At 47.7% G+C, this 12,515-nt stretch carries 9 protein-coding genes; 5 read left to right on the top strand and 4 right to left on the bottom strand.

Features of this window, described 5'->3' with window-relative positions; translation table 11 throughout:
- Position 1: 1 nt before the first annotated feature.
- Entirely contained in the window at positions 2-877 is an 876-nt protein-coding gene (locus A9236_RS01875; RefSeq protein WP_071466022.1) for a dienelactone hydrolase family protein, read from the bottom strand.
- 23 nt (positions 878-900) lie between these two features.
- Entirely contained in the window at positions 901-3,726 is a 2,826-nt protein-coding gene (polA, locus tag A9236_RS01870; protein WP_071466023.1) for a DNA polymerase I, read from the bottom strand.
- A gap of 139 nt (positions 3,727-3,865) precedes the next feature.
- Between polA and A9236_RS01865 the strand changes: the two genes are divergently transcribed.
- The 3 genes from A9236_RS01865 to A9236_RS01855 are packed head-to-tail and all read left to right on the top strand — an operon-like array spanning position 3,866 to position 5,996.
- Positions 3,866-4,222, top strand: coding sequence for a hypothetical protein (locus A9236_RS01865; RefSeq protein WP_236638656.1), 357 nt, complete (start codon positions 3,866-3,868; stop codon positions 4,220-4,222).
- A gap of 26 nt (positions 4,223-4,248) precedes the next feature.
- The gene (locus A9236_RS01860; protein ID WP_071466024.1) at positions 4,249-5,226 is read left to right on the top strand and encodes a homoserine kinase; all 978 of its coding nucleotides are present in this window, start codon (positions 4,249-4,251) and stop codon (positions 5,224-5,226) included.
- Positions 5,223-5,996, top strand: coding sequence for a BPSS1780 family membrane protein (locus A9236_RS01855; RefSeq protein ID WP_071466025.1), 774 nt, complete (start codon positions 5,223-5,225; stop codon positions 5,994-5,996). Before A9236_RS01860 ends, A9236_RS01855 begins: the two co-directional genes overlap by 4 nt.
- A gap of 23 nt (positions 5,997-6,019) precedes the next feature.
- Here A9236_RS01855 and A9236_RS01850 read toward each other — a convergent pair whose 3' ends face one another.
- Positions 6,020-8,383, bottom strand: coding sequence for a UvrD-helicase domain-containing protein (locus A9236_RS01850; RefSeq protein WP_071466026.1), 2,364 nt, complete (start codon positions 8,381-8,383; stop codon positions 6,020-6,022).
- Positions 8,384-8,407: 24 nt separating this feature from the next.
- Here A9236_RS01850 and A9236_RS01845 point away from each other — a divergent pair, with 24 nt between their 5' ends.
- A complete protein-coding gene (locus tag A9236_RS01845; protein WP_071466027.1) occupies positions 8,408-11,299 on the top strand; it encodes a valine--tRNA ligase in 2,892 nt (963 codons plus the stop codon).
- A 14-nt stretch (positions 11,300-11,313) separates the two neighbouring features.
- On the top strand, positions 11,314-12,198 hold the full coding sequence (gene galU, locus A9236_RS01840) for a UTP--glucose-1-phosphate uridylyltransferase GalU (protein WP_071466028.1): 885 nt from the start codon (positions 11,314-11,316) through the stop codon (positions 12,196-12,198).
- 81 nt (positions 12,199-12,279) lie between these two features.
- On the opposite strand, the gene A9236_RS01835 is transcribed toward galU, so the two are convergent.
- Positions 12,280-12,507: a sulfurtransferase TusA family protein gene (locus A9236_RS01835; RefSeq protein ID WP_071466366.1), complete on the bottom strand. Its 228-nt coding sequence runs from the start codon at positions 12,505-12,507 to the stop codon at positions 12,280-12,282.
- Positions 12,508-12,515: the final 8 nt, after the last annotated feature.

The following is a 12,515-nucleotide window of genomic DNA, read 5'->3' as shown; positions in this document are numbered from 1 at the left end:
TTTAGACCACTCCGTTTTTCTTAAACCAAGCAAGACACTTTTCCCAACCGTCTTTGGCGGGTCCCGCGCGATAGCTGGCGCGATAGTCTGCATGGAATGCATGGGGTGTATCTGGATAGACCTCAATCATTGAATCCCTGGCTGCAGGATCTTGAGGGGCCGCTTGTGCAAGCGCTGCACGCATTTGCTCAACGCTCTCTAAAGAAATACCCGTATCGGCACCACCATATAAACCCAAGACCGGGGCTTTTAAATCTGCCGCGATCTCAACCGGATGGCGCGGATTACCTTCAGTTTTTTCACCAATCAAGCGACCGTACCAAGCTACACCCGCTTTGACTTGAGGCAAGGTCGCAGCTAACCAGGTGATGCGACCACCCCAACAAAAACCAGTTACGCCTACCCGCTTCAAATCACCGCCATTCTTACCAGCCCACACCAACGCAGCCTGCAAATCATTGATCACTTGGGTGTCTGGGGTCTTGGCAATGATATTAGACTGAATTTCAGCGATAGTGCCATAGGCATTCGGATCGCCTGCGCGAGTAAAAAATTCTGGGGCTATCGCGAGATATCCCAGCTTTGCGAAACGTCGTGTGACATCAGCAATGTACTCATGTACACCAAAGATTTCACTCACCACAATAATGATGGGCAAATTACCTTTGGCATTTTCTGGACGAGAAACATACGCCGGCAATTGAAAACTGCCCACCGGAATCATTTGCTCGCCCGCCTTAAGACCCTTAAAGTCAGTCTCGATAGCAGCGGCCACGACTGGGTCGGAGGCGGCGACAAAGCCAACGCCTATCCCAGCAACTCCCATAACTGAAGTCTTCATAAAGCTTCTTCTGCCGTTCTGTGTCGTATCGTTCATATTGCATGTCTCCTAGCTAATTTCTAGTGTGCCTCTTCCCAATTATCGCCAATACCAATACTCACCACTAAAGGCACCTTGAGCTGGGCAACATTGCACATTAAATCGGGTAATCTTGCTTGTACTAGCTCAAGCTCATCAAGGGGCACATCCAATACCAATTCATCGTGTACTTGCAAGAGAAGCTTGGTCTTGAGCTGCTCCTTCTCAAGCCAATTTTCTACTGCGATCATCGCTAACTTAATGAGGTCGGCTGCAGTCCCTTGCATTGGTGCATTAATCGCCGCCCGCTCAGCACCCTGGCGACGCGGGCCATTAGAGCCCTTGATCTCCGGCAACCATAAGCGTCTACCAAAAACAGTTTCAACATAGCCATTCTCTCTCGCCTCTAAGCGAGTGTGTTCCATATATTGCGCAACACCAGGATAGCGATCAAAGTACTTGGCAATGTAGTTTTGCGCAGCTGCGCGCTCAATCCCTAAATTTCCCGCTAAGCCAAAAGCACTCATGCCGTAAATCAGACCAAAGTTAATGACCTTGGCATAACGACGTTGCTCTGAGCTGACTTCATCTAGCGCAATACCAAAAATCTCTGCAGCAGTCGCTTGGTGCACGTCCTTACCATCTCTAAAGGCCATCAGGAGATTCTCATCTTCAGCAATATGCGCCATGATGCGTAACTCAATTTGCGAGTAGTCAGCTGACAATAATTTACAACCATCTGCTGGCACAAATGCCTCACGAATACGACGACCCTCTTCAGTGCGTACGGGTATATTTTGCAAGTTCGGATCACTAGAGGCCAGGCGCCCCGTCACTGCAGTAGCTTGAGAGAAGTTCGTGTGGACCCGACCCGTCTTCGGATCGGCCATGCGTGGCAACTTCTCAATATAAGTTGACATCAACTTCGCGAGACTGCGATAGTCCAAAATACGAGCAGGCAATGGATAGTCTTCAGCTAACTTCTGCAGCACTTCTTCATCGGTAGATGGCGCGCCCGATGGAGTCTTCTTGATTACTGGCAACTCTTGCTGAACAAATAGGATTTCTGCAATTTGTTTAGGCGATTGGATATTGAATGGTTGACCTGCTAATTGATGAATCTCGCTCTCAAGTTCCAGGAGGCGCTTACCTACCTGCTGACCCTGCTTAGCCAAAAGCGCTAAATCAATCCGAATACCGTTGCGCTCCATGATTCCAAGCACTCGCATTGCCGGCATTTCGATCTTTTCATAGACATACAGTAGGCCAGGGCTTTCCTGAATCTGCGGCCAAAGGGCTAAATGCAGGCGCAAGGTAATGTCCGCATCTTCCGCTGCATAGTCAGTTGCAATTTGGAGGTCAACTTGATCAAAACCAATTTGATGAACGCCCTTGCCACAGACTTCTTCGTAACGAATGGTTTTCATTCCCAGATGGCGCTCAGCCAAGCTGTCCATATTGTGTGGCATGTGTGACTCTAGTACGTATGATTCCAGCAAAGTATCAAATGCAATGCCGCCTAGAGTGATGCCGTAGTTTGCAAAGATATGTGCATCGTACTTTAAGTTTTGTCCTACTTTTAAATGACTTGCACTTTCTAACCAGGGTTTTAATTTTGCAAGCACTGTATCACGATTTAGCTGCACTTCACCATTGCGATGCGCCACTGGAATGTAACAAGCCTCACCTGGTTTTACCGATAAAGAAATACCCACCAACTCTGCAGCCAATGCATCTAAGCTCGTTGTTTCAGTATCGACTGCAGTCAGATCTGCGGCTGCAATTTTTTTTAACCACTGTTCTAATTTTGCTTCATCAGTGACACATTCGTAATGGCGTTCAATCGCATCTTGCAAATCAGTGGTGTCTTGCGATAAAGCTTTCGTCGGAGCACCAGCAATCACGCGCGCTTTTTTAGGCTCATCTTCATCGCCAGCAGCCTGCATTGGTGTTCCTACCAGATCAAAAGAAACCTCCTCAGAGCCTTTATTTTCTGGGCTTATGAGCTGTTTCTCTACATCACGTAACCAAGTCTTAAATGCATAGCGCTCAAATAACTCTCGAAGCAAAGCGGCATCTTCAGGTTTAGCATGCAAATCATCTAAACCTGGTAAATGGGGCGATAAATCACAGTCAGTTTTTACGGTGATCAATTGTCGAGCTTGCGGCAACCAATCTAAAGTGGCGCGGAGATTCTCTCCAACTACGCCCTTCACTTGATCAGCGTTCGCCATTAAATTATCAAGATCACCAAACTCAGCTAACCACTTGTTGGCAGTTTTAGGTCCAGCCTTGGGAACACCTGGAACGTTATCAACCGCATCACCAATAATGGATAAATAATCAACGATACGTTCTGGTGGCACGCCAAACTTTTCTATCACACCATTAATATCTAATTTCTCATTAGTCATCGTATTGATGAGCGTCACCGATGGGTTGACTAACTGCGCTAAATCTTTATCGCCAGTTGAGATAATGGTTTCCCAACCTGCTTCAGTCGCCTGGCAAGCTAAGGTACCAATCACATCATCCGCCTCAACTCCCGAGACCATCAGTACTGGCCATCCTAGAGCCTTGACCATCGCATGAATTGGCTCAATCTGCTTCACCAAATCCTCAGGCATCGGGGAGCGATGAGCCTTGTACTCGGAATACATTTCATCTCGGAAAGTCTTGCCTTTGGCATCAAAGACGCAGGCTATATGGTCAGCCTTGAGCTCGGACCTAGCCCGTCGCATCATATTGACCATGCCGTATATGGCTCCCGTGGGGTCACCAACCCCATTTCTGAGGTCTGGCATAGCATGAAAGGCACGGTAGAGGTAGCTAGAGCCGTCTACCAACAAGAGTCTATGTTTAGTCATACCGCAATCGTACAATCTAGTTGTGAACTGCCTACAGGTCTGGTTAAGGAACCACCCGAGAGTAGGCCTAAAAAGGTGAAAAATGATGCATGCACTAACAAACTTAATTAGCCACACCCTAAGCCAAAGCCTCACTCTAATGAGCTTTTTGGTAGCTTTTGGCCTATTTGGAGTGGGCCCAGCACAGGCTCAGAATAACAGCCAAGCCTTGAGTCAATCAGAACTCAATCGCATTAATAACCAGCCGCTGGCACCCACAGTGAGTCCTGCCGGTGTTTTAGAAGGCCCACAAAAGCGTCAGCCGAGTTTTCAGCACAAGGAAGTCACTGGGACTGAAATCACTGAATACAAAGACGCCAATAGCCCCACTCAGGTCCAAGTGAAAACTAAGTACACCACTTATGAGATGTCTCCTCCGGACTCTGTCAAACCAGGTGTTCAGTCTGGCGAAGGTAGCCTCTTGAGCGTGCCTAGTATCAGCATTCCGATTCAATAAATCCCAAGACGAATCGTTACTGCTTTATGGCTGTATTTACCCCCATTGAACTAGGCGAGATCTCGTCATGGATCTCCCAAGATTTCAATATTGGAGAGGCTGCTGAAATTCGCGGCATCCATGGCGGAATTGAGAACTCCAATTTTTTCCTGGATACCATCAAGGATGGCAAGCAGCATGAATACGTGCTCACTATCTTTGAAAGATTGTCTGCGCAGCAGTTGCCTTACTACCTTGAGTTAATGCGCCACTTAGCGAACCAAGGTATCCCCGTTCCTAAGCCGATTGAAAATAAGCAAGGTGCCATTTTGTTCTCTCTCAAGGGCAAGCCAGCGGCCATTGTGAGTAAGCTACCCGGTCTCTCTCGAATGCAACCAGAGGCAAAACACTGTGCCTTGGTTGGCGAGATGCTGGCGAAGATGCACTTAGCCGGAAAAGACTTTCCAAAGTCACAAGAAAACCTTCGCAGCCTAGGCTGGTGGCAACAAACGATTCCTTTAGTGCTGCCACATTTAAATTCCTCGCAAAAAGATTTACTCACTCACGAGCTGGCTACCCAGGAAGCATTTTTCTCTTCAAGTAATTATGATGCCCTACCTCAGGGTGCAAGCCATTGCGATCTGTTTCGCGATAACGTCCTATTCGACCCTCAAGGGGCTTCCGATACTAGCAACGATCGATTGGGCGGCTTCTTTGATTTTTATTTCGCTGGAACCGATAAGTGGTTGTTTGATCTTGCGGTTACTGTCAATGATTGGTGCCTCACCGAGAACAAGCAAGACCTTGATCCAGAGCGCTTTGATGCTCTTATGAAGGCCTATCAATCTGTGCGCCCTCTGACAAAAGAAGAGCAAGCTAGCTGGCCCCTCATGGTGCGGGCAGCGGCACTCCGGTTCTGGGTATCTCGTCTTTGGGATTTCTATTTGCCGCGTGATGCGCAAATGCTGACGCCTCATGACCCCACTCATTTCGAACGCATTCTGCTGAGCCGTCGCACCCTATGAAACTCAACTCAGTCACTCCAAAAGAAGGCTTGACCTGGATTAGACAAGGTATTTGGTTATTTAAACAAAATCCCTTGGGCTTTTTGATGCTGGTCTTTATGTATGTTTTTGTAGCTCAGCTAGCTGTCATCATTCCAGTAGTCGGCGTATTTGCTGTCCTGCTTCTGACGCCAACCCTATCCGTCGGTTTTATGACTGCCTGTCGACAAGCTATACAAAAAGAACGTATTCGACCAATGGTCTACCTTGTGGCATTGCAATCAGGAGCGCTGATTCGCAAACGGATGATGCAATTGGGTTTGGTATATGCCGCCTTAATATTGCTGATGAGTTTTGCCTTAAGTCTCTTAGTAGACTTTGAAACACTACTGCCGATCATGACGAGTGATAAGCCCATTACTCCAGAGGCACTACGCCAAATCTATCTAATTCTGCTCTTTGGCGCCATCCTCTATATTCCAGTAGCCATGCTGATGTGGTTCTCACCAATCTTGGTAGCTTGGGCAAACATGCCCGTTCCACAAGCACTCTTTTCTAGCTGGCTGGCCTGCTGGACCAATAAAACTGCCTTCTTTTTCTATCTTACTATTTGGAGCGCAGTTCTGATTGCAGTTCCCTTAAGCATTGGCATGGTGTTTGACGCATTGGATTTTGGTCAGGCCGCCTCATATATTGTTGCGCCCCTCTCGATGGCAGGCTTAACTATCATGCATTGCTCTTTCTACGCAACTTGGAAAGCCTGCTTTACTGAAGACGAAGTCATTCTGTAAGAATCTGAAACTACGTTTGCTGCTTAATCAATCGCAGCAAGCTTTGCAATACTGAGCTGTAACCACTTCACACCATGGCGCTTGAAATTCACCTGCGCACGTGCGTCGGCATCCACACCCTCTAAGCCAGTAACGCGCCCTTCACCAAACTTGGTATGAAATACATTCTGACCAATCTTGAACGGGTAGTCGCCGCGCGGCGGTGAAGCCAATCGCTTCACTTCCATAGAAGCAGAGCCAACTCGTTTCACTGGTCTCTGACGATCACTTCCAGAGTCAAAGAAATCATTTGACTCATATTCACGTTGACGGGTATAGCCATCTTGCCAAGTAGAGCCCGATCTAGAGTTGCCACCCCAACGCGCATCTTTTGCTTTGGGTGTAAGCCACTTCAGGGAATCTGATGGTAATTCCTCCAAGAAACGTGAAGACATGTTGTAACGCACTTGACCATGCAGCATACGTGACTGAGTGTGCGACAAATACAAACGCTCCTTAGCGCGAGTAATCGCCACATACATTAAGCGACGCTCTTCCTCGAGACCATTTTGTTCATTAACGCTGTTCTCATGGGGAAATAATCCCTCTTCAAGACCCGTAATAAAGACTGAAGTGAACTCTAACCCTTTGGCCGAGTGAACCGTCATCAATTGCACCGCATCCTGACCAGCCTGAGCTTGGTTATCCCCCGCCTCCAAGGACGCATGAGACAAGAAGGCAGCTAGCGGAGAGACTTCCACTACGCCGGGCGCATTCTCACCAGGAAGCATGGCTGCCGCTGCATCTTGACCATAACCCTCTTCTGCAATAAATGCAGTGGCAGCATTAATCAATTCTTGTAAGTTTTCTACTCGATCTTGGCCTTCGCGCTCAGACAAATAGTGCTGAATCAAACCACTATGCTGAATCACAAACTCAACGGTTTCGGGCAAGGTATTGTGACGCGTTGCTTCACGCATGTGGTCGACTAAGCGAATAAACCCACCCAAGGTAGCGCCCGCTTTTCCTTCGAGCGAGGATGCTGCCGTATACAAAGAACATTGCTGGGCTCTAGCTGCATCTTGTAAGGACTCAATCGATCTTGCACCAATACCGCGAGTTGGAAAATTTACCACTCGCGAGAAAGAAGTGTCGTCATTTGGATTTTCCAGCAAACGCAAATAAGCGAGTGCATGCTTAATCTCGGCACGTTCGAAGAATCGCAAGCCACCATAAACACGATACGGAATAGCCGCAGAGAATAATGCGTGCTCAATGATTCGAGATTGCGCATTACTCCGATAGAGCAGCGCCACTTCCGTCCGCTTGATGCCGCTATTCACTAGGGCTTTAATTTCATCAACCAACCAGGCGGCTTCTGCGTGATCACTTGGGGCTTCATAAATACGGACTGGCTCGCCATGACCAGCATCAGTTCGTAGGTTTTTACCAAGGCGCTCAGAGTTATTGGCAATGAGCTGATTTGCGGTATCCAAAATATGGCCATGCGAGCGATAGTTCTGCTCTAGCTTAACCAACAGCGGATGAAATTGTTTTTCATAAAGGCGCATATTCTCCACATCCGCCCCACGGAAGGCATAAATACTTTGGTCGTCATCGCCTACTGCAAAAACAGAACTACTACCCATGCCACTCACATTTACCTTGCTAGCATCATGACCCGAAAGCAATTTGAGCCATGCGTATTGCAAGGCATTGGTATCTTGAAACTCATCAATCAAGATGTGACGAAAGCGTTCTTGATAGTGCGTCCGAATCGGTTCGCTGTACTTGAGTAACTCATAACTGCGCAACAGAAGTTCAGCAAAGTCAACCACCCCTTCGCGCTGACACTGCTCGTCATAGGCAGCATAAAGTTGCGCCATCTTGGCTTGGAAATCATCACTTGCCGATAAATCTTTAGCACGTTGACCACGCTCTTTAGCGTGAGCAATAAAGTATTGCAATTGCTTAGCTGGATACTTTTCATCATCCACCTTCAAGCCCTTTAAAAGACGCTTGATGGCAGACAGTTGATCCTGCGTATCCAAAATCTGAAAGGTGGAAGGTAAGCCGGCTTCTTTGTGATGAGCCCGTAATAAACGGTTACATAGACCATGGAAGGTGCCAATCCACATTCCACGAGTATTGATAGGCAACATGGCACTTAAGCGCACCATCATCTCTTTGGCGGCTTTATTAGTAAAGGTGACCGCTAGGACGCCAATAGGGGAGACTTGGCCTGTTTGGATCAACCAGGCTATACGGGTGGTGAGCACGCGCGTCTTACCGCTCCCTGCGCCAGCCAAAATCAGGGCTGATTGGGCATGGCCATCTGGGTTAACGGGCGGGAGGGTTACTGCCTCGCGCTGTTCTGGATTGAGGTTCGCGAGCAAGTCTGAGTACATCGCCCCAATTATAATTTGCCTCTTATGCTAAATGCCTCAAATACCCCTAATTCACCAGCGGCCGGTTCAGTAGATGAACTGGCTAAATCCTATGAACCCGCCCCGATAGAGGCTTATTGGGGTCCCGAGTGGGAGCGTAGAGGCATTGCCGATGCCAGCATGGATGAGGGCAAAGATAACTTTTCGATTCAGCTCCCGCCACCGAATGTGACCGGAACCCTGCATATGGGTCACGCTTTTAACCAAACCATCATGGATGGCTTGGTGCGTCATGCTCGTATGTGTGGCAAAAACACTTTATGGGTGCCTGGCACTGACCATGCTGGTATTGCTACTCAAATCGTTGTTGAGCGTCAACTCGATGCGCAAAAAGTATCTCGCCATGACTTGGGTCGTGAAAAGTTTCTCGACAAAGTATGGGAGTGGAAAGAAACTTCCGGCAATACGATTACTCGTCAAATTCGGCGCTTAGGCGCCTCGATTGATTGGGGTAAAGAATATTTCACGATGGACAGCAAGATGTCCAAGGCAGTGGTAGAAGTATTTGTTCGTCTACATGAACAGGGTCTTATCTATCGCGGCAAACGTTTAGTCAATTGGGATCCCGTTTTAGGAACTGCTGTTTCTGATTTAGAAGTGGTGAGCGAAGAAGAAGATGGCTCTATGTGGCATATCCGCTATCCACTCACTGATGGCTCGGGCCACTTGACCGTTGCCACTACACGCCCAGAGACTCTATTGGGTGACGTTGCGGTGATGATTAATCCAGAAGATGAGCGCTATAAACATCTGATTGGCAAGTCAGTGAACCTGCCTTTATGCGATCGCCAAATACCGATTATTGCAGATGACTATGTTGATTTGAACTTCGGTACTGGCGTTGTAAAGGTAACTCCTGCCCATGACTTTAATGACTATGCGGTGGGACAGCGCCATCAACTACCGCTCATTAACATCCTCACTTTAGATGCCAAGATTAATGAGAATGCACCTGCTGCCTATCAAGGTATGGAACGCTTTGCCGCTCGCAAACAAATCGTTGCCGATTTAGATGCAGCTGGTTTATTAGAAAAAGTGCAGCCACATAAATTGATGGTGCCACGCGGCGATCGCACGCAAACCATTATTGAGCCCATGCTCACGGACCAGTGGTTTGTAGCAATGTCTAAACCTAGTCCAGACAATCAATACCAACCCGGTTCATCCATTGCAGGAGCTGCTCTGGATGCAGTCACCAAAGGTGATATCAAGCTTGTTCCAGAAAACTGGATCAATACTTATACCCAGTGGTTGGCAAATATTCAAGACTGGTGCATCTCGCGCCAACTCTGGTGGGGCCATCAAATCCCAGCTTGGTATGGCGATGACGGACAGATCTTTGTGGCACGCTCTGAAGAAGAAGCCAAGACCAAAGCTGCGGCTGCAGGCTATACCGGCAAGCTCAATCGTGACCCAGACGTTCTGGATACCTGGTTTAGCTCTGCCCTAGTTCCCTTTAGCTCGCTAGGCTGGCCTGACCAAACTCCTGCTTTAAATCACTTCTTGCCTTCTTCAGTATTAGTAACGGGTTTTGACATCATCTTCTTCTGGGTGGCCCGCATGGTCATGATGACTTGCCACTTTACAGGCAAGGTACCATTTCATACGGTCTACGTTCACGGCTTAGTGCGCGATGCCGAAGGTCAAAAAATGAGCAAGTCCAAAGGCAATACCTTGGATCCAATCGACTTGATCGACGGCATCAAGATTGAAGAGTTGGTGGGCAAGCGCACTACTGGCTTGATGAATCCCAAACAAGCTGAGAGCATCAGCAAGAAAACCAAAAAAGAATTTCCGGAAGGTATTCCAGCATTTGGTACCGATGCCTTGCGTTTTACATTTGCATCTCTTGCTTCGCTTGGTCGAAATATTAACTTTGATCAGAAGCGTTGCGAAGGCTATCGTAACTTCTGTAACAAACTGTGGAATGCCACCCGCTTTGTTCTGATGAACTGCCCCGGTAGTGATGAAGACAACGGCTTAGCGCCTTGCGACAACCAATGTGGCCCCGATGGATATTTGGACTTTTCGCCAGCAGATAAGTGGATTGTGTCTCAACTTCAAAGAACAGAAGCCGAAGTAGCTAAGGGCTTCCAGAACTATCGTTTTGACAACATCGCAAGCAGCATCTATCAATTTGTATGGGATGAGTATTGCGATTGGTACTTAGAGCTAGCCAAGGTACAACTCCAAACCGGTACTCCTGCCCAGCAACGCGCTACTCGTCGTACTTTATTGCGCGTGCTCGAAACTATTCTGCGGATGGCGCACCCACTGATTCCGTTTATCACGGAAACTTTGTGGCAAACCGTTGGGCCTAAGTCTGGCAAAGAGTTGGCAAAACAAGCCAAACAAACGATTGCCTTACAACCGTATCCAGTCTCCCAGCCCGAGAAGATTGATGAGCAAAGCGAAGCTTGGGTGGACCAAGTAAAAGCGATTGTGGATGCGTGCAGAAACTTGCGTGGCGAAATGCAGGTGCCTCCAGGCCAAAAAGTACCACTCTGGATTTTCGGACCAGAAGCGTTCTTACAAAAAGCGACTCCTTATTTGCTCGCATTAGCCAAGCTGGCCGAAGTAAAAATCTATAGCGATGAATCTGCCCTCGAGAAAGATGCTCCTGGTGCGCCGATTGCATTGGTTGGCGATATTAAGCTCTTGCTCAAGATCGAGGTTGATGTGGCAGCAGAGCGTATTCGCCTTGGTAAGGAAATTGAGCGCTTAGCTAATGAAATCACTAAAGCCCGCAGCAAACTGGGCAATGAAAGCTTTGTAGCGAGGGCCCCAGCCGAGGTTGTAGCCCAAGAGAAACAACGGCTTGCTGGTTTTGAGCAAAATCATGAGAAGCTTGTTGCACAATTAGAGCGTCTTAAATAAAGATTGGACATCCAATGCCATTGAATACTAAAGCCGTAACCAAAGCAGTCTTTCCTGTTGCCGGCCTAGGCACTCGCTTTTTGCCTGCCACCAAGGCAAGCCCTAAAGAAATGCTCAATGTAGTCGATAAGCCATTGATTCAGTATGCGGTTGAGGAAGCTATTGCAGCTGGCATCACTGAGATGATTTTTGTAACAGGTCGTAGTAAGCGCGCAATTGAAGATCACTTTGATAAAGCCTACGAACTTGAAGCTGAACTTGAGGCAAAAAATAAACAAGCTCTTTTAGAAATTGTGCGCAGCGTTAAACCAAGCCACGTAGATTGTGTATATGTTCGCCAACCAGAAGCATTAGGCTTAGGTCATGCCGTACTCTGTGCAGAAAAATTAGTACGTGATGAGCCCTTTGCCATCATCTTGGCGGATGACTTATTGGATGGCCAGCCTCCAGTACTCAAGCAGATGCTAGAGGTGTTTCATGAGCAGAATGGCTCTGTTATTGCTGTCGAAAAAATTGATCCTGCCAAGAGTAGCTCCTACGGAATCGTAGCGGGAGCAGAAGTAGCCAAAGGCATCTATCGCCTCAATGGCATTGTAGAAAAACCGCAACCTAAAGATGCACCATCTAACTTGGCAGTGGTGGGGCGCTATGTACTGTCCTCGGATATTTTCAAACATATTCGTAATCTGAAGCCTGGTGCTGGTGGTGAAATTCAACTTACCGATGCAATTGCTACCTTACTCAAAGAAGAGCCTGTATTTGCATATGAATACGATGGTGTGCGTTATGACTGCGGTAGTAAGCTTGGCTACCTCAAGGCTTCTGTGGAATTTGCCCTGCGACATCCAGAAGTATCTGCGGACTTTGCCGCTTATCTGAAGAGTCGCTCACTCACCTAAGCTGCTGTTGTGCAGAAAGCAAAAAAGGCAGGGATTTCCTGCCTTTTCTTTGGATTAAAACTTCTTCAGCTTTGTCTTTGCTTATCTTCTCTTTAAGAAGAACACTAAGACATCGCCTTCAGTGGCGCTCCCTATGAGCTCATTACCGGTTTGCTTTGCAAATGCGGGAAAGTCTCTTGCAGCACCAGAATCTGTTGCTTTAATTTTGAGGACCTCACCAGATTGCATAGTCGCTAAGGCCTTTTTAGTACGCAAAATCGGCAATGGACAGTTCATGCCAATCGCATCTACCTCTGCATCAAAAGCAATATTCACTT

This window comes from Polynucleobacter sp. QLW-P1DATA-2 (assembly GCF_001870365.1).
Classification (GTDB): Bacteria; Pseudomonadota; Gammaproteobacteria; order Burkholderiales; family Burkholderiaceae; genus Polynucleobacter.
This window is presented reverse-complemented; position numbering and strand designations above follow the sequence as displayed.

What these genes read in the sequence shown, in the direction of transcription:
- A9236_RS01875 (WP_071466022.1), bottom strand. Translation starts at nt 877, where the DNA reads ATGAACGATACGACACAGAACGGCAGAAGAAGCTTTATGAAGACTTCA.
- A9236_RS01850 (WP_071466026.1), bottom strand. Translation starts at nt 8,383, where the DNA reads ATGTACTCAGACTTGCTCGCGAACCTCAATCCAGAACAGCGCGAGGCA.
- A9236_RS01865 (WP_236638656.1), top strand. Translation starts at nt 3,866, where the DNA reads ATGAGCTTTTTGGTAGCTTTTGGCCTATTTGGAGTGGGCCCAGCACAG.
- A9236_RS01860 (WP_071466024.1), top strand. Translation starts at nt 4,249, where the DNA reads ATGGCTGTATTTACCCCCATTGAACTAGGCGAGATCTCGTCATGGATC.
- galU (WP_071466028.1), top strand. Translation starts at nt 11,314, where the DNA reads ATGCCATTGAATACTAAAGCCGTAACCAAAGCAGTCTTTCCTGTTGCC.
- A9236_RS01855 (WP_071466025.1), top strand. Translation starts at nt 5,223, where the DNA reads ATGAAACTCAACTCAGTCACTCCAAAAGAAGGCTTGACCTGGATTAGA.
- A9236_RS01845 (WP_071466027.1), top strand. Translation starts at nt 8,408, where the DNA reads ATGCTAAATGCCTCAAATACCCCTAATTCACCAGCGGCCGGTTCAGTA.
- polA (WP_071466023.1), bottom strand. Translation starts at nt 3,726, where the DNA reads ATGACTAAACATAGACTCTTGTTGGTAGACGGCTCTAGCTACCTCTAC.